Annotated in this window: 23 protein-coding genes and 1 tRNA gene; 11 read left to right on the top strand and 13 right to left on the bottom strand. The window is 64.2% G+C overall.

Annotation, left to right across the window (positions count from 1 at the left end; translation table 11 throughout):
• Window positions 1-6 precede the first annotated feature (6 nt).
• Both L0B83_RS16255 and L0B83_RS16250 read right to left on the bottom strand, forming a co-directional pair.
• Window positions 7-1,362 carry an extracellular solute-binding protein gene (locus L0B83_RS16255; RefSeq protein WP_234759596.1) on the bottom strand — a complete coding sequence of 452 codons (1,356 nt, stop codon included), beginning with the start codon at window positions 1,360-1,362 and terminating at the stop codon, window positions 7-9.
• A gap of 102 nt (window positions 1,363-1,464) precedes the next feature.
• Window positions 1,465-2,718 (bottom strand): ROK family transcriptional regulator, encoded by a 1,254-nt coding sequence (locus L0B83_RS16250; RefSeq protein WP_234759595.1) that lies wholly within the window; start codon window positions 2,716-2,718, stop codon window positions 1,465-1,467.
• 129 nt (window positions 2,719-2,847) lie between these two features.
• Here L0B83_RS16250 and L0B83_RS16245 point away from each other — a divergent pair, with 129 nt between their 5' ends.
• Window positions 2,848-3,735, top strand: coding sequence for an aminoglycoside phosphotransferase family protein (locus L0B83_RS16245; protein ID WP_234759594.1), 888 nt, complete (start codon window positions 2,848-2,850; stop codon window positions 3,733-3,735).
• A 4-nt stretch (window positions 3,736-3,739) separates the two neighbouring features.
• Here the strand turns inward: L0B83_RS16245 and L0B83_RS16240 are convergent, their stop codons facing one another.
• Window positions 3,740-4,879 (bottom strand): class I SAM-dependent methyltransferase, encoded by a 1,140-nt coding sequence (locus L0B83_RS16240; RefSeq protein ID WP_268821026.1) that lies wholly within the window; start codon window positions 4,877-4,879, stop codon window positions 3,740-3,742.
• Window positions 4,880-5,088: 209 nt separating this feature from the next.
• On the opposite strand from L0B83_RS16240, the gene L0B83_RS16235 reads away from it, so the two are divergent.
• Window positions 5,089-5,466, top strand: coding sequence for a cupin domain-containing protein (locus L0B83_RS16235; RefSeq protein ID WP_234759592.1), 378 nt, complete (start codon window positions 5,089-5,091; stop codon window positions 5,464-5,466).
• Window positions 5,467-5,536: 70 nt separating this feature from the next.
• Here the strand turns inward: L0B83_RS16235 and L0B83_RS16230 are convergent.
• Window positions 5,537-5,612: transfer RNA gene (locus tag L0B83_RS16230), tRNA-Ala, on the bottom strand.
• 253 nt (window positions 5,613-5,865) lie between these two features.
• On the bottom strand, window positions 5,866-6,816 hold the full coding sequence (locus tag L0B83_RS16225; protein ID WP_234759625.1) for an NAD-dependent epimerase/dehydratase family protein: 951 nt from the start codon (window positions 6,814-6,816) through the stop codon (window positions 5,866-5,868).
• Between L0B83_RS16225 and L0B83_RS16220 the strand changes: the two genes are divergently transcribed.
• A complete protein-coding gene (locus tag L0B83_RS16220) occupies window positions 6,815-7,504 on the top strand; it encodes a ScbR family autoregulator-binding transcription factor (RefSeq protein ID WP_234759591.1) in 690 nt (229 codons plus the stop codon). The two genes, L0B83_RS16225 and L0B83_RS16220, sit on opposite strands and share 2 nt — an antisense overlap.
• Here the strand turns inward: L0B83_RS16220 and L0B83_RS16215 are convergent, their stop codons facing one another.
• Together L0B83_RS16215 and L0B83_RS16210 are read right to left on the bottom strand one after the other, a co-directional pair.
• On the bottom strand, window positions 7,505-8,392 hold the full coding sequence (locus tag L0B83_RS16215) for a ScbA/BarX family gamma-butyrolactone biosynthesis protein (RefSeq protein ID WP_234759590.1): 888 nt from the start codon (window positions 8,390-8,392) through the stop codon (window positions 7,505-7,507).
• Window positions 8,382-9,044, bottom strand: coding sequence for a TetR/AcrR family transcriptional regulator (locus L0B83_RS16210; protein ID WP_234759589.1), 663 nt, complete (start codon window positions 9,042-9,044; stop codon window positions 8,382-8,384). Before L0B83_RS16210 ends, L0B83_RS16215 begins: the two co-directional genes overlap by 11 nt.
• A gap of 72 nt (window positions 9,045-9,116) precedes the next feature.
• On the opposite strand from L0B83_RS16210, the gene L0B83_RS16205 reads away from it, so the two are divergent.
• Together L0B83_RS16205 and L0B83_RS16200 are read left to right on the top strand one after the other, a co-directional pair.
• The gene (locus L0B83_RS16205) at window positions 9,117-10,160 is read left to right on the top strand and encodes an agmatine deiminase family protein (protein ID WP_234759588.1); all 1,044 of its coding nucleotides are present in this window, start codon (window positions 9,117-9,119) and stop codon (window positions 10,158-10,160) included.
• Window positions 10,160-11,881, top strand: coding sequence for an amidase (locus L0B83_RS16200; RefSeq protein ID WP_234759587.1), 1,722 nt, complete (start codon window positions 10,160-10,162; stop codon window positions 11,879-11,881). The genes L0B83_RS16205 and L0B83_RS16200 overlap by 1 nt, the downstream gene beginning before the upstream one ends.
• 2 nt (window positions 11,882-11,883) lie before the next feature.
• Here the strand turns inward: L0B83_RS16200 and L0B83_RS16195 are convergent, their stop codons facing one another.
• The 3 genes from L0B83_RS16195 to L0B83_RS16185 form a co-directional block, all read right to left on the bottom strand.
• Window positions 11,884-12,243 carry a sec-independent translocase gene (locus tag L0B83_RS16195; RefSeq protein ID WP_234759586.1) on the bottom strand — a complete coding sequence of 120 codons (360 nt, stop codon included), beginning with the start codon at window positions 12,241-12,243 and terminating at the stop codon, window positions 11,884-11,886.
• 47 nt (window positions 12,244-12,290) lie between these two features.
• Window positions 12,291-12,845, bottom strand: a complete 555-nt coding sequence (locus tag L0B83_RS16190) for a hypothetical protein (protein WP_234759585.1) — start codon at window positions 12,843-12,845, stop codon at window positions 12,291-12,293.
• 87 nt (window positions 12,846-12,932) lie between these two features.
• Window positions 12,933-13,535, bottom strand: a complete 603-nt coding sequence (locus tag L0B83_RS16185) for a cadmium resistance transporter (protein WP_234759584.1) — start codon at window positions 13,533-13,535, stop codon at window positions 12,933-12,935.
• A gap of 87 nt (window positions 13,536-13,622) precedes the next feature.
• On the opposite strand from L0B83_RS16185, the gene L0B83_RS19920 reads away from it, so the two are divergent.
• Together L0B83_RS19920 and L0B83_RS16175 are read left to right on the top strand one after the other, a co-directional pair.
• The gene (locus L0B83_RS19920; RefSeq protein WP_234759583.1) at window positions 13,623-14,468 is read left to right on the top strand and encodes a phosphotransferase; all 846 of its coding nucleotides are present in this window, start codon (window positions 13,623-13,625) and stop codon (window positions 14,466-14,468) included.
• A gap of 506 nt (window positions 14,469-14,974) precedes the next feature.
• Entirely contained in the window at window positions 14,975-16,741 is a 1,767-nt protein-coding gene (locus tag L0B83_RS16175; protein WP_234759582.1) for a putative bifunctional diguanylate cyclase/phosphodiesterase, read from the top strand.
• 68 nt (window positions 16,742-16,809) lie between these two features.
• On the opposite strand, the gene L0B83_RS16170 is transcribed toward L0B83_RS16175, so the two are convergent.
• The gene (locus tag L0B83_RS16170) at window positions 16,810-17,178 is read right to left on the bottom strand and encodes a hypothetical protein (protein ID WP_234759581.1); all 369 of its coding nucleotides are present in this window, start codon (window positions 17,176-17,178) and stop codon (window positions 16,810-16,812) included.
• 539 nt (window positions 17,179-17,717) lie between these two features.
• Between L0B83_RS16170 and L0B83_RS16165 the strand changes: the two genes are divergently transcribed.
• From L0B83_RS16165 to L0B83_RS16150, 4 genes are all read left to right on the top strand, one after another.
• On the top strand, window positions 17,718-18,434 hold the full coding sequence (locus L0B83_RS16165; RefSeq protein ID WP_234759580.1) for a DUF4397 domain-containing protein: 717 nt from the start codon (window positions 17,718-17,720) through the stop codon (window positions 18,432-18,434).
• Window positions 18,435-18,617: 183 nt separating this feature from the next.
• The gene (locus L0B83_RS16160) at window positions 18,618-19,190 is read left to right on the top strand and encodes an RNA polymerase sigma factor (protein ID WP_234759579.1); all 573 of its coding nucleotides are present in this window, start codon (window positions 18,618-18,620) and stop codon (window positions 19,188-19,190) included.
• A complete protein-coding gene (locus tag L0B83_RS16155; RefSeq protein ID WP_234759578.1) occupies window positions 19,177-20,028 on the top strand; it encodes an anti-sigma factor in 852 nt (283 codons plus the stop codon). Before L0B83_RS16160 ends, L0B83_RS16155 begins: the two co-directional genes overlap by 14 nt.
• Window positions 20,029-21,612: 1,584 nt before the next feature.
• The gene (locus tag L0B83_RS16150) at window positions 21,613-21,888 is read left to right on the top strand and encodes a hypothetical protein (RefSeq protein ID WP_234759577.1); all 276 of its coding nucleotides are present in this window, start codon (window positions 21,613-21,615) and stop codon (window positions 21,886-21,888) included.
• A 28-nt stretch (window positions 21,889-21,916) separates the two neighbouring features.
• On the opposite strand, the gene istB is transcribed toward L0B83_RS16150, so the two are convergent.
• Both istB and istA read right to left on the bottom strand, forming a co-directional pair.
• Complete coding sequence (istB, locus tag L0B83_RS16145) at window positions 21,917-22,735, bottom strand: IS21-like element helper ATPase IstB (protein WP_234759576.1); 819 nt, start codon at window positions 22,733-22,735, stop codon at window positions 21,917-21,919.
• Window positions 22,732-24,408 carry an IS21 family transposase gene (gene istA / locus L0B83_RS16140; RefSeq protein ID WP_234759624.1) on the bottom strand — a complete coding sequence of 559 codons (1,677 nt, stop codon included), beginning with the start codon at window positions 24,406-24,408 and terminating at the stop codon, window positions 22,732-22,734. Before istA ends, istB begins: the two co-directional genes overlap by 4 nt.
• Window positions 24,409-24,550 lie beyond the last annotated feature (142 nt).

Raw genomic sequence — 24,550 nt, 5'->3', positions numbered from 1 at the left:
CATGCGTCATTTCTGCATGACCTTGGCTTCGCCGACCAGTTTCTTGACCGACGCGTCGTATTCGGCTGCGGCCTCCGCAGGGCTTTGCTTTCCGGTGATGACGGCCTCGGTGGCTTGTTGGACCGCGAGGGAAATCTTCGGATAGTCGGCGGTTGCCGGGCGGTAATGGGTGACAGCCACCAGATCGGAAACGTCCTTCACGAACGGGTTCGCGCCCTGGTATCCGGGATCGGAAGCGACGTCGGCGCGGACGGCGATCTGGGAATTGTTCTCGTCAAAAGCCAATGCGTTCTTCTTGTTCACTGCGGTGGTCAGGAACGTGAAGGCCAGGTCCGGGCTCTTGGTCTTCGCGCCGAGGGCGAGGGTCCATCCGCCGGACATGCTCACGCCATGCGGATCCTGTCCAAACTGCGTCGGGAACATCGCAACGCCCATATCCTGCGCATAGCCGGCCCATTCGTAGGAGCCGCCCTTTTGCCAGAACGACGGCGCGTAGGAGCCTTCCACTGTGGCGCCCATTTTGCCTTGCGGCAGCCACTGTCCAAAGACTTTCTTCCAGACGTTCGAATCGAGTGCGTCCGCCGGGGTCACGGAAAGCTTTTCGTCGTAAAGGGTCTTCAGGAACTGGAGCGAGTCGGTGAATCCTTTGGAACCCACCACCCACTTCTTGTCGCTCTCCGAATACAGGGAGCTTCCCGTTCCGTACAGCAATTCGTAGAAGCTCTGCATGACGGTTCCCTCGCCGGTGCCTTTTCCGGCGTACATGCTGAAGGGAATCACGCTTGGATCCGCGGCCTTCATCTTGCGTGCCGCCGACAGGATGTCATCCCAGGTTTTCGGATGCCACGGCACCGGTATGCCGGCCTTTTGGAGGACTGTCTTGTTGTACCAGATGGCCCGCGTGTCGGTGCCGAGCGGGACGGCGTAGATACCGCCGTCGTCGCCCCGTCCCGCGGCTTTCGCGGCCTCGTTGAACTTGGACCACTCGTCCCACGCGGAAAGTCGCGAATCGAGTTTCAGCAAGTATCCGGCGTCGACGTCCGATCTCACCTTGAAGGTGTCCTCGTAAAAGACATCCGGAGCAGTATCCGGGGAACGCTGGGCCAGGGCGAGCTTGGTGCCGTAGTCGTCGTCGTTGGCTTGAATGGGCTCCAAGTCCACGGTGACGCCGGCATGTGCCGCCTCGAATTCCTGCTTGGCGTCCTGGAAGACCTTGTCCAGCGCGGTGAAGGAATCCGTCTTTTGATACACGATCTTGATGGTTTGACCATTAACAGCTTGCGGTTGGGCAGAGCAGGCAGCCGAGGCCAAAAGGCCTACGACGCCGAGAAGTGCTGCCCCGGTCCGGACTGGGCGACGCATGACGCTCCGATCTTCAAGCGGCTGTACCCCCATATTTAGCCGGCCCAGCCTGTTGCCGATATTGATAAGTGCGGTCCCGCGACGCAGGACCTGGTGAAAGTCTCAGCCTTCGAGCAGGAGCCGCTGGGCACGCGGCGCGAGCGTATGTTCCAACACCAGGCAGGCTGCGCCGATGGCACCGACGTCTTCGCCGACGCCGGTCCCGACAACCTCGATGCCGTGGATGCTGTTGGCAGCGTTGTTGGCCGCGAGCAGCGGCGGAATGCGATCCAGGTAGCGTTCGGACATGCGGCCCCAGAAGGGACCGCCGAAGACGACGCGCTCGACGTCGAGGGTGTTGGTCACCACCGCGACCGCACGGGAAACCAGCACCGCCGACTTGTCGATGATCGCGATGGCCCGCTCGTCCCCCGCGTCCGCTGCATCGCAAAGCCGGGCGAAGCCGTCCTGCACTTCCGGTCCCTCGGAACCTTTGCGGCCACCGTTCAGGACCCCTTGTTCCTCGGCTTCGGCCACGAGCACCTGCGGGATGCAGGAAGACTTGACGCAACCGCGCAGCCCGCAATCGCAGGGCGGCCCGTCCGGATCGACAATGATGTGTCCGATTTCGCCCGCGTTGCCGGATGTTCCGCGGACAACTTCGTCATTCAAGACGATGCCGCAACCGATGCCGGTACCCATGTACATGAAGATGAAGCTTCCGGTTCCGCTGGCCCCGCCAGCCCAGGTTTCGGCGACTGCCGCGCTGGTCACGTCCTTGTCCACCAGGGTGTCGAGTCCGGTGGCTTCGGCAAGGGCATCCCTCAGCCGCACCCTGTCCCAGCCAGCCATGAGGGGCGGATCGACTACCGTGCCCTCGTCAAGGTCTATGGGCCCCGGCGCCGCGACTCCAAGTCCCGCGATCTTTCCCGCGTCAACACCGGAGTCTTCGATCACCGCTTTGATTTCCGCCGCAATGGCTTCGATGACTCGCTGTGGATCGCTGCCGGCGGGCATGGGAATCCTGGAATGCTTCACGACGTCGCCCACCAGGTCCAGGACAACGGTGGTGATGACCGCAGGATCGAGGTGGACGCCCAGCGCGTACATTCCGGAAGGGTTCAGGCGCAGGATGGTGCGGGGCTTGCCCGGACCGCTGCCTTCCTTGCCTGCTTCGACAATGAGATGTTGATCCAGGAGGCGCCGGGAGATATTCGATATGGTCTGCGGCGAAAGACCGACAATCTGGGCGAGTTCCACCCGGCTCAGTCCGCCGGTCGAACGCCTGATTGCGTCGAGAATCACGGTGAGGTTGAAGTCCCCCATGCGGGGCAGATTGGTTCCGCGCCTCGGAGTCGGCTGGCGGATCTCAGTCACGGATTCCCCTAAAATCATTCGAATAATGCTGTTGCATTTGCATCGTACGGCACGTCTGCGTGTCCGGGTATGCCCACACGCTGCCGTGGCGAAACTGACCCGGATATTGCTGATCGGAGGACGGGAAAGATGGCACTCATGCCGGCGTCCGAGCTGGAGATCACCACCGGGTTGGTGCGAGGGTTGCTCGAAGATCAGCTGCCGGGGCTCGCCGGCCTCCCCTTGGAGTTGGTGGCCAACGGCTGGGACAACGTCATCTACCGGCTCGGCACCGAGTGGGCCGTCCGGTTGCCCCGCCGCGAGGCCGCAGCTCAGTTGATACTGCATGAGCAGCGCTATCTCCCCGGCTATGCCCGGCGTTCCCCCGTTCCCCTTCCAAGCCCCATCCATTCGGGACAGCCATCTCCGGATTATCCGTGGCCTTGGAGCGTGACTCCTTGGCTGGAGGGACTCACCGCGGCCGCCGCGTCCCAGGAGTCACGGAACGCGGCGGCCGGAGACCTTGCCGCGTTCCTCCTCGCCATCCACGTTCCAGCCGTACCGGACGCGCCCGTCAATCCCTTCCGCGGCGTGCCTTTGGCGGCGAGGTCCGAGGCGGTCTTGGATCGACTCGATGATTCGGGCCGCTATCCGCAGGCGGCGCAGTTGCGGACACTCTGGGCCGCGGCCTGCCAGGCACCGCCGTGGGACGGACCCGGGCTGTGGCTGCACGGAGACCTCCATCCCGCCAACGTCCTCCTGCGGCCCGACGGCCGGCTCGCCGCCGTCGTCGACTTCGGGGACCTCGGCGCCGGGGATCCCGCCGTCGACCTCGGCGTCGCATGGCTGATGTTCGACGGCGGCGCGCGGCGGCGCTTCATGGCTGCCTTCGACGCCGCCGTGGACGCCGCAACGTGGACCCGCGCCCGCGGCTGGGCCGTGATCCTAGCGACCGCGATGGTGAGTTTCTCGGATGACAATCCGCGGATGGCGGGAATCGGGCAGTTCGGGGTGGAGCAGTTACTGTCGGAGCCCTAGCCGGCTAACGCTTGATACTGCGTGTCACCGTGAATTTCGAGTTCCGGCCGATTTCAGCGGTGGGGCCGATCATCCTCTCCAGGGCCGGGCGGTACTGCAAGTGGCTGTTGTAGACAGTCCAGAGTTCGCCGCCGGAAGAGAGGACCCTCGCCGCGGCATCGAACATCTTCGTGGCGGCGCCGGCATGGACGCTGGCGCCGAGGTGGAACGGCGGGTTCAGCAAGATGAGGTCGGCGCTGCCCGCGGCGAAAGTGGACATGGCGTCGTCCTGGACCACGGTGATGCGGTCTGCAAGCCCGTTGGCTGCCGCCGTTGCCTTGGCGGACGCTACGGCTGCAGCCGATTGGTCCGTCGCTGTGACTCGCGCTTCGGGATGCGTGCGGGAGTACATCGCGGCGAGGATCCCGGTACCGCAGCCCAGGTCCACCGCGTGGCGCGCTTCGGGAATCCTGTCCAGGAAGCCCAAGAGGAAGCGCGTGCCGATATCGAGCTTCGTGCCGGAAAACGCACCCCCGTGTGCACAGACAGTCATCCCGAGCTCCGTGTTCCGTTCGGACACCGGGAAGGGCTCCGGAGTGTCCGGCCGCTTGGGTCCGCTGGCAAGCAGGACGCGGGACTTCCGCTGCGCAAGTTGCGGCTGCACCGACTCGAAGCTGCGTTCCAGGACGGCGTTCATGCCCAGGGACATGTGCTTGACGCGACCTCCGGCGAGCAGGACCACTCCGGGTGCTGCAAAGCGTGCAACGGCGTCGACGATTTCTTCGAGCTCCGCGAGGGACTTGGGGAGCTGCATAATCACCAGTTCGGCGCCGTCGAGCAACCCTGCGCCCAGCTCGAACTGAGCAAAGCGGCCGGACATCGCGGACGCCTCGGCGTTCCGTTGCAGCGCGAGCCTGCCGACGAACGAATCTTGCATCACGCGCACATGCCCGACGCCGAGAGCCGCCAAGGCGCCCAAGGTCATGGCCCCGTAGCGGTCACCGATCACCGCGACGCGGGTTTCCGGATTAGTGAGGTACGCCGCCGCGGTCTCAAGGAGGAGCCGGTCGGTGGCGTCGTGCGCCTGGAGGTTCTCCGCCTCGACATCGGGGAACCGGCGCAGGGTGCCGAACAGCGTCTCAAGGTGTGCATCCAGCTCGGTCAAAGTCACGGTGCACCAATCTATCCCCCTCAGGAAACCTCGACAACACAGGGGTGGCGGAGGAAGGTAGAGATTGCAGGTAATCGACCGTCTGACTGCTGCTGGACGCACGGCACGCCCGCAAGCAGCGCGGACATCAGGGTCCGCCGCGAAGGGCGAGCCACGTGGCGGACTTGGAAGACCCGGGCTCCCACTCCCCTTGTGAGCAGACCATGACTGTCAACCTCGTCACCCAGCTTGAAGTAAAGTCCCACAATTCCCCCGATGAAGTTCGCCGCCCGGAGAAAACCGTGGTGGAGAACGTCACTGTCGGCGACTACACCATCGGCCGCCTCACCTTCGAACCAGGCTGGAGCTGGGCGGATTGCATCAAACCGCTGGCCCAGACCGAATCCTGCCAGCTCAACCACGTAGGCTACTGCGTTGCGGGCACATTGGAGGTCGAGACGACGGACGGCAACAAGATCAGCATCTCCAAAGGGGATTCGTACACCATTCCGCCGGGACACAACGCGTGGGTCGTAGGCGACGAGACCTACTCGGCCATCGAATTTGTCAGCGCGGCAGAATTCGGGGTCAAGCGCGACTAACAGTTGGCTCCGCGCTTCCCGGAGCGAGACAAAAAAGGGAACCACCCGTTCGGGTGATTCCCTTTTCTTATGGTGGAGCTGAGGGGACTCGAACCCCTGACCCCCTGCATGCCATGCAGGTGCGCTACCAGCTGCGCCACAGCCCCAAACTTTGCCCGCCGGGACTTTCATCCCCGCCGGAGCAACTCGTCAATACTAAACCACAAGGATGTGAGATAGGAAATCGAAAGCCCGTCGGCCTCCGGTCCCCTCAGTTGCTGTCGGACAGATGAGGTGCGGTCGGTCACCCGGCCGCACCTCCCCCCACATTTCTGTCCTTCAACTCATTGCCGCAAACGCAACGAGCTGCGGACTGGAGTCTAGGGCCTAAACGCTCATCGAACAAACCATTCAACCGGTTTATCGCGGGTCCGCTCCCCCGGAAGGTTCGTAGGCAGAAGAAAACTCGCCAAGGGAACCGCCGAACGTCTCTGGTTCGAGCCCGGAGATCCGCCAAAGATCGCCAGAGGAATACCAGTGATCCTTGGTCACCAGGTCAATCTGGTGGGCACTGAATCCCGCAGCGCGCAAGGCCTGGCCGGCTCGCTCGTTATCCCCAAGGAACGTCGGGCAATCCTCGCCGAGTATCCGCGCAACGCTCTCTACAAGGAACGACACCCGAACAGGTTCCGGATATGCGGCATGGAAGGCCCGCCCGGGTTGCGGGTCCGTCAACGCGAGCCCGGAAATGAGCCTTCCCAGCGCCGCGACATCGATGATCGAAAGCAGCGCCGAACCGTCGCCCGGCCACCCGCCAGCCACTTTCATCAATTTGAGCAGCCCAGGAACAAGCCAGCGGTCGCCCGCGCCGAACACGAGGCTGGGACGGACAATCTCGCCTCCGTAGCCGAGAACAAGTTGCTCGGCAACGGCACGGCTCGCACTGGCGGCCGAGGCCGGGTGATAGCCCGCCTCGGATTCGCGGATGCCGCGGTGGGGACCGCTCCCGTAGACACTGCACGTACTGACATAGATCAGCCGGGGAACTCCGGCCTCCCGGCACTGCTCAATGACATTGCCGGTGCCGGCCTCGTTGACCGCATGGGCAAGCCGGGGTTCGGAACCCACGTAGGACGCGGCGTGGATGACCACATCCGCACCGGTCAAGATGCGACGCAGGCTTCCCGGCACGGAAATGTCGGCGGTCGCAGTGGTAGCGTTATTGTCTCGTAGCCCCGCAACCGGTTTTCGTGAGAGTGCCACAACATGCGCTCGTCCGGAATTCCCAAGTGAGGCAACAACCCGGCTTCCAATGAAACCTGACGAACCCAGAACCAGGACGCGGGGCACACGGCCAACACCGGTTGGCATGGCCTCACCCATCTCCGGATCCGCCAGTTTCATGTACCCAAGTATCCCGGACGAAGAAACCGGAGAGGTCTCCAGACGGATCATGCAAGAACGTGCCAAAGCCACCCGATCGGCAGTAATAGCGGGTGCAGCGTCGATCTTCGAAGAGGTCGGCTACGGGAACGCCAGCCTGAGTGACGTCACCGAGCGCGCCTCGGTCACTAAAGGAGCGCTCTATTTCCACTTCAAGTCGAAGGAAGAGCTGGCGCTGGCAGTCATCGCCGAACAGCACAACATCGCGCGTATCGCCGGGGAGAAGATCGCCGCCGCCGGGCTGCCGGCACTGGAATCCATGATCGCCATGTGCCGGACATTCGGCCAACAGCTCCTCGATGAGCCAATCGTCAGGGCCGGAATCCGGCTGACCTTTGAAGCTTCAGCCTTCAACGGAGATGTCAAAGGTCCCTACCAGGACTGGATAACCACCATGGAGATGCTGACGCGCCAAGCCCAATCGGAGGGTGACGTGCGGCCCGACATTGACGCAGCAGACTTCGCGCGGTACTTGGTTGCGTCTTTCACCGGCGTCCAGATGGTTTCCAACGTTCTGACAGAACGGCGCGACGTCCTCAAACGGATTGAGGACATGTGGCGCTTCATGATGCCAGCCCTCAGCCCGAGCCATCAGCAAGGCCCGGCTTCTCCCTGATCAACGTGGCGTTTTGACCCGGGCAAACAAGGACACCAGAGTCTCCTCTTCGTGCAACAACCGGACTCGTGTAAGACCCTGGGCGAAATTTGATTCGGGTTGGTTCACCACGACGTCCACCGGATAGCTGAATTCAACCAACTTCATGAATTCCGCCTCGAACAGGGCAAAATCCGCATCCGGGCGGGAACTCGCCGCGCGCACTGCCTGCCTTGCGGCCTCCACCAAGAGCATTCCCGGGACGTGGTCCAGGGGGTGGTCGAAGAAGATGGGGTGGCTTGGATCCACCCGCAGCGGCCAGACGAAGGGGCGCGGACTTCGCCCGAGCATCACGTTCCGCTGGGTGGCATGCCCGACGTCGGCGCACGCCAGCAAGTCTTCACGGGCAGCGGGCAACCCAGTGGGGACAGACCCGCGGAACCGCTCGTACGTCGCCGGGTCCACCATGCGGGCCAAAGCCGTTCCGTCCCCTACGGGGTCGCCATCCACAACGAACCGGGCGGACACGGTCAGGGCGGACAACTGCCCTCTATTGAGCTTCATATCCTTCACATCAAGTTCCACCGCAACCTGCGCGGGTACCAGGGGATCCAGGATCGCGGCTCCCACCGAGATGCTCATGAACGGCATGAGGAACCTGTAGGTCAGGGGCACCCCGCACAAATGGGACAAGAAAATGACCGCCTGCCTCAACGTCTCAGCCATGAGCGCGGAATCCGGTGAACCGTCGGGCAATCCATAGAAAACGTGCCATCGCGGCCATTGGGCTCCTGCGACGAACCGCCTGGAACTCAACTGGACAAAGTCGGTCAAGAAGACTTCCGAAACGGAGCGCTTGTGAACGAGCTCACGCTTGACGGAAGCCTCGAAGAGCGCGTCATCCCGCATTGGATCTGGAGATCCGCCCGCCCTGCTGGACACCGAGCAGCGAACCGCGGGCCGCACCTACCATGCCTTCCACTGCGCGGGCCAAGTGCGTACCGCGATCGCTGACGCCGTCCCAGCGCACCAGGGCCTGGGCATTCAGGCCGTCCACCATACCCAGGATCTGCCAGGCGACAGAGGGCGCGTCGAAAGTCTCAAACTCACCGGCGTCGATCCCCGCCTCGACAAGACGCTGCACCACGGCTTGCCATGCATCCATCTGCTCACGCACACAGGCCGCGAGCGCCTCGTTCCGGCGCCCCAGCGTCCACGCCTCCACCCAGATGGCAGTGACATCCAGGCGGCTGCCGTCCATGAGCGTTTCGAGCAGCATTCCGAGCTGTTGCAACGGAGTCGCCCGCTTCTCCAGCAGGGCGGCAACCTCCTCGGTCTCCTCCGACACAATGGCCGCAAAGGTGCCCGCCACGAGGGCGTCCATGTTGGGCTGGTAGTGCGCGACAAGCCCTGAAGCCACGCCGACCCGCGCCGCCACATTGCGCAGCGTAATAGCGGAAAGCCCTTGCCCAAGCGCTATTTCCCTGGCGGCCTCGGCTATTTCGGCGGCGCGTTCGGCCGGCGACTTCCGCGCAGCGCGTTTCTGAATGGTGCTTGACATCAAACAACAGTCTAAAGTAATTTCCTTCCTATTGATCATGCGATCAACAAGAGCACCACTGAGGAGAGATCCATGGCCTGGAGAATGCCAGCCGAAACCGCACCCCACGAGCGCACCTGGATGGCGTTCCCCCGTACCGGCCTGACCTTGGGCGACGACGCCGCTTCGGCGGAAGAAGCGTACGCCGCCTGGACCGCCGTCGCGCATGCTGTGTCCGAGTTCGAACCCGTCACCATGGTGGTCGACCCCAGCGAACGGGACCGGGCGCACCGGATGCTCGGCGCCGGCGTCGAACTGCTTGAGGCTCCCCTCGACGAGTTCTGGATGCGCGACGTCGGCCCCACCTTCGTGGTGGACGACGAACGTCCCGGCGTGCTCGGCGCAGTTGACTGGATCTTCAACGGCTGGGGCGCCCCGGCCTGGTCCGAATGGCAGAAGAGCGCCGGCATGGCCCGCTTTGTCGCCGAGGAGTCCGGCGCGGAACTGGTCGCTTCGCTGCTGGTCAACGAAGGCGGCGCCATCCACGTCGACGGCGAAGGCACCGTCCTCGTCACGGAAACCGTCCAGCTGGATCCGCACCGGAACCCCTACGCTGACAAGGCACGCATCGAAGCTGAACTCTCACGCACACTTGGCACCACCCACACCGTCTGGGTACCGCGCGGCCTCACACGGGACTACGAGGACCTCGGCACGCGCGGCCACATCGACATGGTGGCCACGCTTCCCTCCCCCGGCCGGGTCCTGCTGCACTCGCAAACCAACCCTGAACACCCGGATTTTGAGGTCAGCCGCACCCTGGAGCGGTTCTTCGAAGACCAGCAGGACGCCGCGGGCAAGCCTTTCGAGATCACGTTACTTCCCGCGCCCGCCACCTTGCGGGACGAGGAAGGCTTCGTCGACTGGAGCTACGTCAACCACCTAGTGGTCAACGGAGGGGTGATTGCTTGCGGCTATGGCGAGGAGCGGGCCGATGCCTTGGCCGCGGAAATCCTGGCCGAGGCCTACCCGGGCCGCCGCGTCGTCACCGTCGACGCCAGGCCGATCCTGGCCCGGGGCGGGGGAATCCACTGCATCACGCAACAGCAGCCCAAGCTCACCGGGCGGCCGGCATAATGGGCCGCTTCGACGTCGTCGAGGCCTCGATCGCGCAATTGCGGGCAGCCTTGGATTCGGGCGAAGTGAGCAGTGAGGAACTCACGCAGGCGTACCTGGACCGTATCGAAGCCTTCGACCGCCACGGCATCAAGCTTAATTCGATGGTGGTGATGAACCCGGAGGCACTCGCGGACGCGCGGGCCTCCGATCAACGCCGGGCAAACGGCACCACCCTCGGGCCGCTCGACGGGATCCCGTACACCGCCAAGGACAGCTACCTTGCCAAGGGGCTCACCGCGGCCGCCGGCTCGCCGGCGTTCGCCAACCTCGTGGCGCAACACGATGCCTTCACCATCGAGCGCCTCCGCGGGGCCGGCGCCGTACTCATCGGGCTGACCAACATGCCGCCCATGGCCAACGGAGGCATGCAGCGGGGCGTCTATGGACGCGCCGAGAGCCCCTATAACGGCGATTTCCTCACTGCGGCCTTTGGCTCCGGATCCTCGAACGGCTCGGGAACCGCCACCGCGGCGAGCTTCGGTGCCTTCGGCTTGGGCGAGGAGACCTGGTCCAGCGGCCGCGCACCGGCGTCGAACAACGCCTTGTGCGCGTACACACCGTCCCGCGGAGTCATTTCGGTGCGCGGGAACTGGCCGCTGGTTCCCACGATGGACGTTGTGGTGCCCCACACCCGGTCCATGGCGGACCTGTTGGAACTGCTTGATGTCATCGTGGCCGACGACGCCGAAACCCGCGGCGACTTCTGGCGAGCACAGCAGTGGGTGAAGATCCCGGCAGCGTCCCGTATCCGTCCGGCCTCCTACCCGGCGCTGGCACCATCCGACGTCGACGGCGCGCGATCGGCGTTGAAGGGCAAGCGCTTCGGCGTGCCGCGCATGTACATCAACGCCGACCCTGGCGCCGGCACCGCCGAATCACCCGGAATCGGCGGACCCACGGGTCAACGAATCCAGACGCGCGCTTCCGTCATGGAGCTGTGGGAGGCCGCCCGGCGGGACCTCGAAGCCGCCGGCGCCGAGGTGCTGTTGGTGGACTTCCCCGCAGTCTCCAACTACGAAGGCGACCGTCCGGGGGCGCCCACCATCGCCACCCGCGGGCTGGTCAGCCCGGAGTTCCTCAGGCGCGAAATCGTCGATCTCTCGGCCTGGGCCTGGGAAGACTTCCTCGCCGCCAACGGGGACCCGGCGCTGAACAGCCTGACCGACGTCGACGGCGCGGCGATCTTCCCGCATCCGGAGGGCGCGCTCCCGGACCGCTATGACGGGTTCGACGACGACATCGCCGACTATCCGGCGCACATCCGCGCACACGGTGTTTCTTCCTTCGCCGACATTCCGTTCCTTGAGGAGGGCGTCCGCGGTCTCGAAGAGACTCGGCGGGTAGACCTCGAGGAGTGGATGGACGCCCTGGGCCTGGACGCGGTCATCTTCCCCGCGGCAGCCGACGTCGGCCCGGCCGACATGGACGTCAACGAATCCTCAGCCGATCTCGGCTGGCGCAACGGCGTCTGGGTGTCCAACGGCAACCTCGTGCCGCGGCATCTTGGGATACCGACGGTCACGGTGCCGATGGGAACGATGCGAGATATAGGCATGCCCGTGGGGCTAACCTTCGCCGGCCGCGGGTACGACGACAACGCACTGCTGGCACTGGCCGCGGCTTTTGAAGCTACAGGCGAGCGCCGCACCGCTCCCCCGCGCACACCGCGCCTCGACTAGGATCAGGTGGACTCGTCGTCGAACGGGGCTTTCTGCCCGGCCGCCAACCGTACCACCGGCCGGGCAGGAGGCTGCACCCGGGCGGGGGCGGCCGGCTCCGGGATCGGGTCATCTTCTAGGAGGGCCTCACGGATGATGCGGCGCGGATCGTATTGGCGCGGGTCCATCTTCTGCCAATCGATGTCCTCGAATTCCGGACCGAGTTCCTGGCGGAGCTTTTCCTGCGCGCCGGAGGCCATGCGCCGCAGTTCGCGGATGAGCCGGCCCAGCTTCCTGGCGTACTCGGGAAGCTTGGTTGGTCCAAGGACCACAACGGCAATGATCAGGAGAAGGGCTAGCTTCTCGACCGAAATATCGATCATGGCTCCATTCTAAATCCACCGCCCGGCGGTTCCGGACGGCACGGGGTTCAAGAGATCGCGTACAACGCCACGGCGAGTCCGGCTGCCATCAGCGCCTCGCGGAGACCCTTCAAGCGAGGCACAGCGTGCGATTTGCTCTCGGCCGGCATCGCGAAGGTGCCCAGCAGCCACCCCGTGGCGGCGAAGAGCATAAGGAACGCGCCCATGATGTCGGCGAGGATGGTGCCCAGTTCGTGTCCTGGGTGTTCAGTCACCGATCCCGCTCCACTCGACGCCGAGAGCAGCACCCAGCCCGAGAGGGCCGCCACCGCGGCGCCATAGATCGCTGACCATCGCCCTGCCCCGCCCGTTCGCGGGCCCTGGTAGACGATCCCGACGACGAAGAGAAGGAAAGCAAGGCCGATGGCCGCTCCGAGGGGGACAACACCAAGCGGAGCCCATCCGAGCCCAACCGCCGCCATGGCCGCCGCCAAAATACCGGCCGCTGCGGCGTCGACCCTGGCGGCCACGCTCTTAGCCCGGAAGATGCTTGCAAACCCCAATAAAGCCGCTGCGCCGAAAAGCAGCACCATGGCGCCTACAACAAACCAACCTCGGAACATACCTGCAAATCCTCCTACGCGCTTCCGGTCAAAAACCCATCCGCAGTCATATCAGTTCCGGATGGAAGAACCCTGATGGCGTGCAGATCAGCGCTGGAACAGCAGCGCAACGACTCCCGACCGGACAAGGATAGTGGCCCCGAGCGCTACATACACCACGGGAATCACCCAGTTTCCGGCCCGGCGGCAGAGCGCAGCTACGCTTGGATGCGCTGTCAGCCAGTATCCGGCTGCGCACCAAACTCCCACCATCACCGCGAAAGTGAGAACGGTCGTCGCCAAGGCAGCGGGTCCCAGCGAGCGGAACAGCGGAATGTATACCGAGACATTGTCTCCGCCGTTGGCCAGCGTCACGGCGACAACCACAGGCACTGTCAGCGACCGGGGCTTCGGCGGGTCAGCGGACGGGAGGGCAATCCTGAGCAAGGCGTAACAGCCCAAGGCAAGCGGCACCAGGCCGAGGAGACCCACCCACTCCATCGGGACGGGAGTGAGCGCCAACGCCGCCGCAGCCGCCACCAAGGTGAGTATCCCGATGCCGATGTATTGGCCGAGCCAGATGCTCCAGAGTCTTGGCACCGGCCGGGTCCTGGCCGACAAGAAGAGAACGGACAAGACCAGGAGGTCATCCAGATTTGTGGCCGCAAAGGCTCCAACCGCTGTCAGTACGGTGCCGCCCAGATCTTCCATCGCTGATGACACTACAGCGTCGGGACGGTGCGTTTGTCCGGACCACATCGGGTGGCGCCCGAGACCGGGCCATGGCAGCATCGGACGGTGACCACAGAGACCCGCCGGTATGTCGAGCCCGGGGAACCGGAACCTGCCGTTCCGCTGCTCGGCGGGGATGTGACGGAGGGCCTCGTCCGGGTGGGCGATACGGTGCGGCGCCCTGTCAGCGACACCTCGGAGCGGGTCCGACGTCTCTTGGATTTCCTCCACTCGGCCGGGTTCGAGGGCGCGCCGCGCTTCCTTGGTATCGACGGGAGCGGCAGGGACACCTTGAGCTTCGTCCCCGGCGATACCGCGGGACGCCCCTGGCCGAGCTGGGTGGCCGAGGAATCGAGCGCCGCCGGCGTCGCGCGCTTGGTGCGGGCCTACGATGACACGGTGCAGCCGCTGGGTGTACCCGAATGGGCAGCTGCGGTCGACGCCGCTGATCCCCCCGGGTGCCCGCCCTCGGTTGCGGGGCCGCCAACGTTCCTCGCCCACATGGATATCACCCCGGAGAACGTCGTTTTCAGGAACGGTGCAGGTGTCGCGCTGATCGACTTCGATTTGATGCGCCCGGCGACCCGTGCGGAAGAAGTCGCAAACTTGCTCCTCTGGTGGGGCGCCTGGATGCCTGTCGCCGATCGCGAGCCGGTCATGCGCGAGGTCGACGCAGCTTCGAGGGCCGCCCTACTGGTGGACGCCTATGGCCTGGGTCCGGCCGACCGCGCGAAGATTGTCGGCGTGGCCCGGAACGCCGCAGACCGCTCTTGGCACTTGATGAGGCACCGGGCGCTCACCAGGGGTGGCGGCTGGAAACGGATGTGGGATGAAGGCATTGGCGACAAGATTCTTCGCCGCCAAGCATGGCTGGCCGAAAACGCCACGGTTCTCCACGCCGCATTAGCGTGAACGGCGATTAAGCCTCGTCCCGCCTGTGCCTCGTCGAGGTGGCGCAGCAGAAAGGAACCGTCGCGCGAATGGTCCGGAGATCGCCGTCGCTGGCTGCTTGGCGGGGCTGTGGCGAGCCGGTAAGAGTCGGTCCCGGTTTCGATGATGAGGCCGGCGGGATTAGCCGAGGTCGGCAACTGTTCATGTGATTGTCGGCCCGTGTTAAGGATTGAACCTATAGGGTTTGATTTTTGGGGGCCTTAGGCCGGACCGCTGACGTTCTTACCGCAAAGCCATGCCCGGCTCGATGCTAGTGATTCTTTGACGGGTGCCGAAGGTGGTGCTCGCGCTTGATTCGCTGCTTGACTCATTTTCTCCTGGCGCTACGGTGCGGCGGGAGGATCACCGGTCATCGGCGGGGCGTGACCCGTTGACGTTGGCCGGGCGGACTCCCCCATGGGCGTTCCCGGACTGGCTGCGCCTTGGGCTGCATCCAACTTTTGGGGGTACGGGCGTACATGAATGGTGTGAGCGAGCGGATCGGGGTGCAGGAGACCCCTGCGCCTCCTTTCCTTGACGAGAGGGTCGGGCGGATCGGCATTGAGGTCCCCTCGATCCCATCTGACCTACCCGTCCCTGAGGTGGACGAGCTGTTCCGCCTGGACTCTGACCTCCGGGCCGTTGCTGTGTTTGATCCTGTCAGCGGGGCGCGTTCCCTCCTGACGCGCCATCATCTTGCCAGCCGCCTTTCGGGGCGCCTGGGTTACGGCCGGGCATTGCACGCGCGAAGCACGGCAGGGGAAGTCCTTGAAGGACCTTCCACCGTCCTGGATGAAGGGACGACGTTGGAGCACGCGGCGGCGCTCGTGCTGGGCCGGCCCGAGACGACACGTTACGATGACCTGCTGGTCATCGGGGCGGATGCCGCCCGGGTGGTGACCGTGTCGCAGATATTCGAGCGCCTCTCGGCGTCGTTCCGCCATATGGCCTGGCATGACGCACTGACCGGGCTGCCGAACCTGCGCTGGCTCAGCGAGCGTGGCGGTTCCGTTCTGGCGAGTGCGGACCCGGCTCGCACTGCACTGCTGTATATCGACTTGGACAACTTCAAACCGGTCAACGACACCTACGGTCACGATGCCGGCAACGAGGTGTTGGTGCAGTTCGGACACCGGCTCGCTGGCTGCCTCCGGGCGGCCGATTTCGCCGCCCGCCTCGGAGGCGACGAGTTCATCGTCCTGCTGACGGATGTGGGAAGTTCGGACGCCCAGGGGGTCGCACAGCGGGTCCTGGAAGTGGCACAGCTGCCCTTCTACCACGACGGTCATACCATCCGGCTCTCCGCGAGCATCGGCCTTGCCATGGGGGTGGACGTTCCAGCTGACGAGAAGCTCGGGCCGTTGGATGCCCTGCTTCGCCAGGCTGACGGGGCCATGCTGGCGAGCAAGCGGTCCGGCAAGCGGAGCCTCCAGCGTGCCACCGGGGAGGGGAACAACCTTAGCCGTGTGGCGAAGATCCGCCGGCGACTGCTCAACGCGCTCGAGGAGGACGCGCTGAGCGTCCTGTACGAGCCGGAACTGGACCTGGAGTCCGGTACATGCAGGGTTGTGCAGGCCACAATGAGGTGGGTCGACCCGGAGCTCGGAGTGCTGAAGCCGCGGGAATTCATGCCACTCACCGGGCCAAGCGGTCAGCTTGTTCCCTTCGGAAGGTGGATGTTGGAGCGGGTGTGTAGGCAGATCCATGAGTGGATCCTCAGCGGACACCACTGGCAGACGGCTTTGCGCGCGCCCTCCGGCTGGTTCATGAACGGGACCCTCGCAGCCGACGTCGCAGCCGCACTGGACGCGCATGGGATACCGCCGGCCCGGCTCAGGATCGATATGATCGGCCCTCTTGCGCCCCCTGGGATGCCCGCGGCCCGGAAAGAACTGGAGAAGCTGCGCGAACTGGGGGTCGACGTCGGGCTGGACAGGTTCGGAGGCGACACCGTCCCCCTGTCGGTTCTGCGGTCATTGCCGTTGAACGTGCTCAAGCTCGACCCATCCCTGACCGGGCGGGTGGAGAGCGATCCCGCCGAGGCGGCACTGGTTGCAGGCATCGCCGACGCTGCCCGGGCCCTCGGTATCCGGGTCGCCGCTTCGGACGTCCGCCGGGCGGAGCAACTGCGCATGCTGGGCGACCTCCGGATCCAAAGCGTGACCGGCCCGGTCGTCTCCACTCCCCTGGCAGCCAGCGACGTGGCAGCAGCACTCGAAAGAAACATGTGCCCACGGTACCCGGACCTCAATTAGCAAACGGCCAGCAAAACCTCCACGAGGTGCGTTGTTCACCGATGCTTGACCGGACGGCATATCGATTGTCAGGAACAGGTCTTGAGAAAGCCTGTCGCACCGGGACGGGCAAGGAAGGTGACAACGTGGCCATTGTCATCCCGAAATACAGCTTTTGAACCGGACACGGTCACGGCGCCGTCCTGATAGGGATTTCCCCATCCCGGAGGGGGATTGCCGTGACCGTCGTCCAACGGTGTTTCGGCGAAGAAGAATGTGTCCTCGACGCGCAATTCCTTAATTCCGCAGTGGGTATAAAGCCTTGTTGGCATGCCAGAAGCAGCAAGGGCGGGCACTTCCCTGGAGACTTCGGTCATCGGCGTGGCAGGGCCTGCGCACGCGCTCAGGACGGCCAATAGCGTAAAGACCAAAGATAAGCGTCTGATTTTTTCGGCCATTCGACCGCACCCCCGATTACTGATCAGCTCAAAGAATATGTCCTGGGAACGAGCGCCACAATGATGGGGCTGGTTCATGTTTTTCGAAGGGCCTGTCCCGAGGCTCGCAGATTTCCCACCTTTTCCGGAGCGGTAAACGCCTGTTGGACCAAGGTCTGGATTTAATACCCCCCTGACTGATAGTTTTATATCGTTTGGCATTCGCGGAACACGAGATCCGGGGTGTCCTGCCCGATTGTCGCCACGGGGCTAATGGGGGGCGTGGCGCCAACCGAACGAAGGATCCCTTGCGATCCACCAGGGGCCACCGCGGCTTGCCCGCGGTGGCCCCCATTTCTGACTGACCTTCAGCTGACCCGGATGAGGAAGCCGGCCGGGCAGTTGGGCGGTCCGCCCCCCGCCCGGGCAGTCGAATCCGTGGAGCATCCAAGGTCGGGGCAAGAAACTTCCCTGAGGGTGCATCCGGGAACGGCCTTCGACAGGTAGTAGGGGTGTAAGCAAAACCACACCCCCATGCGGGCCCTTCTTAGGAGTTGGAAATGCGCAAGAAAATCTTTGCAGCCGCCGGAGCAATGACGCTGCTGGCAGCACTGGCACTGGCCGCCCCGGCCCAGGCCGGCACCTGGCACCACCAGGACGAAGGAACAGCAAAACTGTCCGTCCTCCACGGCGTCCCGGGCCTTACCGTGGACGTCTGGGTCGACGGCAAGCTCACCCTGGACCACTTCAAGCCGGGCACGCTGGCCGGGCCGTTGAACGTTCCCGACGGCGACCACAAGATCGCGATCACCGGCCCTGACGCCACCAGTGCCGATAACCCCGTGATCGGCCCCGTCACAGTGGACCTGGAAGCCGGCCGGGATTACACGGCGGTCGCACATCAGGCCGCTGACGGCACCCCCACGGCCACGCTGTTCACCAATGACACCTCGGCCGGCCCGGATGGAACGGGCAAGCTGACCGTCCGGCACGTCGCCGCCGCGCCCGCCGTCGACGTCCTGGCCGGCGGAACCGCGGTCATCAAGGGACTGACCAACCCGCATCAAAAGACCCTGACCCTCGATACCGGAACCGTCTCCGCCTCGGTCGCCGCCGCCGGAACCACAGCCCCGCTGATCGGTCCCGCCGACATCAAGGTCACTGAGGGGAAGAACACAATCATCTACGCCTGGGGAAGCCTCGCCGAGAACAACCTCGGAGTCGCTGTGCAGGTGGTCGACTCCTCACCGTGCGGGCACGACGACGACGAGGACTAGCCCTCCGGACGCCCGCAGCTAGCCCGATCCCACTACCGGTTGGGGCCGCGTCGACCGCGGCCCCAATCGGCATGCCTGCGTTGGTGTCCCCGGGCGGCCGGTCCCGTTCGGCCATGGCGGAACCCCGATGGTCGGGGGCATAATGTGCTTCAATACGACCAGTTGCCGCTCAAAGGAACACCGATGGAGGCTGCCGAAACGCACGACTGGGACCCCGGTCTCGATCGAGCATTTGCCGGTGGCGACGAACGCGTCCTCGCGCAGGCCTACCAGCGGTTCGGTCCGCTGGTCTACACACTGGCGCTGCGAACTTTGGGAGAGCGCGCCGCGGCCGACGACGTCACCCAGGAGGTCTTCATCCGGGCTTGGAAATCACGGACCAGTTATCGCCCCGACGCGGCACGACTGCCCGCTTGGCTGATCGGGATCGCCCGCAATGCGATCTCCGACGCCTTGTCCGCCCGCTCCCGCCAACGCCACATCGAACAAGCAGCCCTTCACCTGGTTGCTGACCCCGTCCCCGCGCCGCATGCCGGGGACGTCGAAGAGGTCGCCGACCGTCTGACCCTGGAGGAAGAACTGGAGCACCTAGGGGAACCACAGCAGGAAATAATGCGGCTGGCATTCTACGAAGACCTGACCCACGACCAAATCTCGTCCCGCCTGAACCTGCCGCTCGGTACCGTCAAAAGCCACATCCGGCGCAGCCTCACCCGATTGCGCACACGCCTGGAGGTGGAACATGGAACACCTTGACCCGGAACTCCTCAGCCTCCTTGCCCTCGGGGAACGCTTGGGCACAGACGCCGAAGCAGACCACCTCCTAAGCTGCCCCACATGCAGCGAAACGCTCCGGAGCCTGCAACACGCCGTGCACATCGCGACCCTCGATCCCACGGGCATCGAACTCGAGGTACCCGGCAGTCACAACTGGACCGCCATCCACCATGCCCTCGGCCTCTCGCCGAGTCTCGCGGCAGATCCCCTCACCCAGCAAGCCGGAGGGGACCCGTCCCCTGCCGAGAAGCAACCACTCAGGACGGCCACGCCCGGCACCCCGTCGACCCACGGTAATGACTCCGGGCGGACACCGGTTCCGTTACGGTCCGGCACCAAAGGCCGCCGTGCCCGTACCGGCCCCTGGATTGCCGTGGCCGCCGGCATCGTCCTCGGCGCGGCTGCCGGATGGGCCGCCGCCGGAGCACTCCGGGACACCGGAACCCCGGCGCCGGTGTCCACCCAGTCCGTTCCGGCCGTCGCCATCCTGGCCCAAACAGCCCTCTCCCCGCTGCCCGCGCACACCGGGAGTGGAAATGCGCAGGTGGAGCAACTCCCTGACGGAAGCCGGCAGCTGGTGGTCAGGCTCTCCAACGAACACATCGCGGGATTCCGCGGAGTCTGGGTCGGTTCTGCCGACTTGACCAAAATGGTCAGCCTGGGCGTCCTCGCCAACGACTCTGGCAGCTTCGCCATCCCGGCAGGGGTTGATCTGGCCCAATACCCCATTGTCGATATCTCCGACCAGCCGTACAACGGGGACCCCGCCCACTCCGCCGACAGCATCGCCCGCGGAAAACTCAACCCGAAAAGCTGACCCTACGGGTGATACCGGGCGGCCGACTTTCCTTGGGGTCCGCCCAGGCATCGACTCACGGACGCCACGCTCTGGTTAGCGAAGATTACTGGCGATTATGCTGGCGTCATGGCACCCCGGCGGCTCGGCATAATTCTTCTCTGCTTGGGTGCGCTTAATGCGCTGATCGGGACACTGCTGGCCATCCGGGTCCCTCCGGAGCGAATCGACGGCTCCCCACCCGTAATCATTGTTTGCGGGCTCATCCTGATGTTTGCCGGGTATTACACAGGGAAACGGAAAGCATAACCACAGTCATCGAGCGTGCCTGAACGGGATGACCTGTCTGAAGCACGTTTTGCCGTTGCTGGTTCCATAATCAAGGCATGGACAGAAAGCAGCTCGAACTTTCCCTCGCAGCAGAAGGTTTCCCACCGGATTCGTACGTCATACACGGCAGCGACCGGAACGACACCTTAAACATGGAACAGCAAGGGAGGAAGTTCATTGTCTATTACACGGAGCGTGGGACCCGAAGCCATGAACACGAGTTTCCGTCCGAAGCTGAAGCATGTGCGTACTTCTTAGAATTAATGAGACGCGCCTACCCAGAAGCAAAACGCTCCGGGCCAACTCCGCCGAGTCGCTAGAGGACTGCGGGAATATCGTCGTCGTTTTTTTGACGGGTATCGACCTGCACCGTGTCCAGGCAAGGACGTTACGAAAGTTGCCAAAGCAGGGACGGTTACGGGTTGCTCTTTATTCGAAGCCTCCTAATACCGACGAAAATGAACATGAGACCAAAGATGATCGGCGTTAGTCCAGGCATCATCTTTCCCGAGTNCACCCGGACCGTCCAGGTCCCGGCCGCCGCCATCAAAACCCTCACACGGGACACTACGACGCAGAAGGTTGCCACCGTCACCCTCACCGGCCCCGCCGTGAACGGCACGACAATCACTGCCGGGCAGGTCCTCGTCCTCGCCCCCACCCCCGCTATCGAATCCGGCGCCATCGTCTACATCAGCACCCTGACCAACAACCCCGACGGGACAACCACCGCATCCGTCACCCCTACCACCCCGGCCGACGCCTACACCGCAGGCACCATCAACAGCATCGACCCGACCCTCACCACCGGCGCCATAGCGGCCCAGTCCTTCGGCACCACACCTGCCCGTTCGGTCACAACCCAGACCACCAGCCCGTCCGATTTGCAATGCGACGCAGGAGTCACCGCGGTTCCCGCAGGATTGTCCACGACAACCAACCTGACCCCGTCCCTGGCAGCCATCTGGAAACACCCAATCTTCGGATTCGGCGGCATCTACGTCGGAACCGGCGGACTGGATGAGTATGTCAACCTGACCCAGGACCACAGAGACGGCCTGATCCAGGACCACCCACGCCCCTGGGGGCGTGAAACAGCAGTCACTGGCTTTTAGGTTCACAATTTCGAGTGCGGTCTTGAGACACGCGTTTGAGGAACTTTTACGAACTCGGAGAATTAGACGGCGCAACACATTATGCACAGTCTTTGTGACCGGCTGATGCACGTGCGATTCACCCGGTGACTGGTCCTAGCATGTTCGCTATTCTGTGGGTATGAGTGGGGACAAGGATGTTTCGGCAAGGCGGAGGGTCACCGACCTGCTTGGCCTCACAGACAGCCCCCGCGTCCGGGCCAAGATAATCGAGAATTCGACCCCCACTGAGCTGCTCATCCGCGCCGTAGTTGCTTCCGCTTTTGTGGTTCTGTTCACCGTCGTCATTTTCATTGAGCAAGACAGAGGATTCATCTGGTTTCTACTTGCTGACCTGAGCTTCGCCTGTGCCGCAGCGTTCGCTTGGGTTCGGTGGGGCCGATACCGGAACCTCTAAGTGCGCTGGATGGCGAACCACCGCCTGCCTAGCCTGCGGTTTGTTGGGCGATGGTGTGGGCGAGGCGGTAGGAGTCGGTGCCGGTTTCGATGATGGCGCCGTTGAAGGTCAGCCGGTCCACGATCGCGGCGCAGAGCCGCGGGTCCGTGAAGGTTTTGGTCCAGCCGGAGAACGATTCGTTGGATGCGATCGCGATTGAATTCTTTTCCTCGCGTTCGGTGAGAACTTGGAAAAGGAGTTCGGCACCACGGCGGTCCAGTTCCATATAGCCCAGTTCGTCAATACACAGCAGATCGACCCGCCCGTATCTGGCGATGGTCTTGGCCAGGACCTTCTCATCGGCGGCCTCGACGAGTTCGTTCACGAGCCTCGTGGCGAGGGTGTATTTGACCCGGTAGCCCTGTTCCGCTGCCGCGGTGCCGAGCCCGATGAGCAGGTGGGTTTTGCCCGTTCCGGAGTCTCCGATCAGGCACAGGGGTGCGCCTTTGCGGATCCAGTCCCCGGTCGCGAGGGTATGAATGGTTGCGGGGTTGATGTTCGGGTTCGCGTCGAAATCGAAGTCCCCAAGCCACTTGGGCCTTGGAAAGTTTGCGGCTTTGACCCTGCGGATGGAGGAGCGGCGGTCCCGGTCATCGCACTCGGCCAGCAGCAGCTCAGCCAGGAAACCCTGGTAGGAGAGTTGTTCCTTCCCGGCGACGGTGAGGGCTTCGTCCAGGACCGCCCTAACGGTGGGCAAGCGCAGCCGGCGGCAGGCCTGGTCCACGGCCGCTACCGCGGCCTGTTCGGTCAGGCCTCGCCGTCGGCGCAGGGTCGGTGTGATGGTGGTGGCCGCTGCGGTGGGACTCATGAGATGTTCTCCTTCGACTCGGTTCCTGCAGGGTTTTGGGCGCGTTTGGCCAGCAGCTCGTCATAGGCACTGACCGATGGCAGCGGCCGAGTATCGTGCGGAAGCCCTGCGATGACCGCTGCGGGGTCCATCAGCCGGCGCTGGGTCAGGCTGACAACTCGTTGCACTTTCGCTTCAGCATGAGCACCGGGATGACGGTCCGAACCGGCCCAACCCCCGGCGGGAGCTGTTGCGAGTCTGCGGGCTTCGACCGCGACGACATCGGCGCTGACCGCGCCCACGCCCAGTGCCGCGGCGATCCCTGCCTCGATGTCTGCCGCGCCCATGGAACGGTGGAGCAGCAGGACGTCGATCAATTCACGGGTTCCCTCGGCGTCGCCGTTGACCCGGCGCGAGGCGGCCCAGAAGGCTTCATGGGCGCTGGTGAACGCCCCGGACTCCCGTGCCCGGGCCAAAGCGGTGGAGCCGGGCAAAGCGCCGGGCTTGGTCTTGAGGACCTCCAGGTAATGGTCCAGCTGGACCGACTGCGCGCCCTTGGTAACGATCCGCTGATGCCGGGCCACCACGGCGCGGCCGTCGAACACTACAAGCTCCGATGCCCGCAAGGAGACCCGGACTCGTCGGCCGATGAACCGTGCCGGCACGGAGTACTTCACCATCCGCACCGTGATCATCGAGGACCTGTCTACCCTCGGGTTCAGCACGAGGCCGGGATCGAACTCTTCGGCCGGCAACGGTGCCAGAAACGGGCGCTCGGCGGCGAGGTCCTGGCCGATGGTGCGGATCCGGTCATTGATCCGCCGCTGATCGTCTTGGACCTCCCAGGCCCGGATCCGGTCGTTGAGCTCCTCGAGGGACTTCACGACGGGCATCGGGGACAGCCTGTTGCGCCGGAACCAGCCCACCTCGCCCTCGACCCCGCCTTTCTCGTGAGCCCCGGCAAGACCTGGCTGACAATAAAAGGCATCAAAACCATAGAAGGAGCGGAACAACACCCACCGGTCGTTCTCCAGGCGGTTCCGGCCCTGGCCGAACACCACAGCCCGGACGGCACTGGTGAGGTTGTCATAGCGGATGTGTTTGACCGGAACGCCGCCGATCTCGTTGAACGCTTCGATATGGCCTTCCAAAAATGCTTCCTGGGCCTGCGTGGGGTAAATCCGGTGGATGGCCTTGCCGGAGTGGGACAACCGGAAGATGAACATGTGGCACTTCGTCTTCACCCCGTTTAGCATGATCCAGACTTCGCCGAAGTCCACTTCCGCTTCGGCTCCGGGGGCGTGTTCCTGCGGGATGAATACCTCAACCCGGCGGCCGGCCTCGACATCGATCTGCGCCCGTCGGACCCTCACGTAGTCACGCACGGTTGAATACGACAACTCCTCGGCTCCGTGCTCCTCAATGAGCCGGGCCAGGATCCTGCGGGCGGTGTGGCGCTGCTTCCGCGGCGCCGTCGTGTCCTCGTTCAGCATGGCATCGATCGCGGGCTTGAACGGGTCCAGCCGGGGCGATGATCTGACGGGCGTCTTCCGCGCTGGCGGGACCGGATCCGATAAGGCCTGCCGGACGGTGTCCCTGCCGATCTGATACCGCTTTGCCAGCCCGCGGATTGATACGCCCTCCACGCGGGCGTCTCTGCGGATCTTGGCAAACAGCTCCATGCGCACCCTCATCCGGACCTCCAAATGCTCGCTTTCATCAGATGAAAACAACACTGGAGGTGGTCCTGACTCAAACCGTCACAAGCAACCGGCGAGTCGTGGGTGGTCCTGGTTCAAGCCGTCACACCGGTCCTGAACCAAACTGCCATATTCA

The sequence above is a fragment of the Arthrobacter alkaliphilus genome (assembly GCF_021483235.1).
GTDB classification, from domain to species: domain Bacteria; phylum Actinomycetota; class Actinomycetes; order Actinomycetales; family Micrococcaceae; genus Arthrobacter; species Arthrobacter alkaliphilus.
This window is presented reverse-complemented; position numbering and strand designations above follow the sequence as displayed.

Excerpts from the sequence above, each read along its gene's own strand:
- L0B83_RS16210 (WP_234759589.1), bottom strand. The coding sequence starts at position 9,044 with ATGTCAAGCACCATTCAGAAACGCGCTGCGCGGAAGTCGCCGGCCGAA.
- L0B83_RS16185 (WP_234759584.1), bottom strand. The coding sequence starts at position 13,535 with ATGGAAGATCTGGGCGGCACCGTACTGACAGCGGTTGGAGCCTTTGCG.
- L0B83_RS16255 (WP_234759596.1), bottom strand. The coding sequence starts at position 1,362 with ATGCGTCGCCCAGTCCGGACCGGGGCAGCACTTCTCGGCGTCGTAGGC.
- L0B83_RS16205 (WP_234759588.1), top strand. The coding sequence starts at position 9,117 with ATGGCCTGGAGAATGCCAGCCGAAACCGCACCCCACGAGCGCACCTGG.
- L0B83_RS16160 (WP_234759579.1), top strand. The coding sequence starts at position 18,618 with ATGGAGGCTGCCGAAACGCACGACTGGGACCCCGGTCTCGATCGAGCA.
- L0B83_RS16235 (WP_234759592.1), top strand. The coding sequence starts at position 5,089 with ATGACTGTCAACCTCGTCACCCAGCTTGAAGTAAAGTCCCACAATTCC.
- istA (WP_234759624.1), bottom strand. The coding sequence starts at position 24,408 with ATGAGGGTGCGCATGGAGCTGTTTGCCAAGATCCGCAGAGACGCCCGC.
- L0B83_RS16220 (WP_234759591.1), top strand. The coding sequence starts at position 6,815 with ATGGCCTCACCCATCTCCGGATCCGCCAGTTTCATGTACCCAAGTATC.
- L0B83_RS16165 (WP_234759580.1), top strand. The coding sequence starts at position 17,718 with ATGCGCAAGAAAATCTTTGCAGCCGCCGGAGCAATGACGCTGCTGGCA.
- L0B83_RS16195 (WP_234759586.1), bottom strand. The coding sequence starts at position 12,243 with ATGATCGATATTTCGGTCGAGAAGCTAGCCCTTCTCCTGATCATTGCC.
- L0B83_RS16245 (WP_234759594.1), top strand. The coding sequence starts at position 2,848 with ATGGCACTCATGCCGGCGTCCGAGCTGGAGATCACCACCGGGTTGGTG.
- L0B83_RS16155 (WP_234759578.1), top strand. The coding sequence starts at position 19,177 with ATGGAACACCTTGACCCGGAACTCCTCAGCCTCCTTGCCCTCGGGGAA.
- L0B83_RS16190 (WP_234759585.1), bottom strand. The coding sequence starts at position 12,845 with ATGTTCCGAGGTTGGTTTGTTGTAGGCGCCATGGTGCTGCTTTTCGGC.
- L0B83_RS16200 (WP_234759587.1), top strand. The coding sequence starts at position 10,160 with ATGGGCCGCTTCGACGTCGTCGAGGCCTCGATCGCGCAATTGCGGGCA.
- L0B83_RS16215 (WP_234759590.1), bottom strand. The coding sequence starts at position 8,392 with ATGCGGGATGACGCGCTCTTCGAGGCTTCCGTCAAGCGTGAGCTCGTT.
- istB (WP_234759576.1), bottom strand. The coding sequence starts at position 22,735 with ATGAGTCCCACCGCAGCGGCCACCACCATCACACCGACCCTGCGCCGA.
- L0B83_RS16170 (WP_234759581.1), bottom strand. The coding sequence starts at position 17,178 with ATGGCCGAAAAAATCAGACGCTTATCTTTGGTCTTTACGCTATTGGCC.
- L0B83_RS16150 (WP_234759577.1), top strand. The coding sequence starts at position 21,613 with ATGAGTGGGGACAAGGATGTTTCGGCAAGGCGGAGGGTCACCGACCTG.
- L0B83_RS16225 (WP_234759625.1), bottom strand. The coding sequence starts at position 6,816 with ATGCCAACCGGTGTTGGCCGTGTGCCCCGCGTCCTGGTTCTGGGTTCG.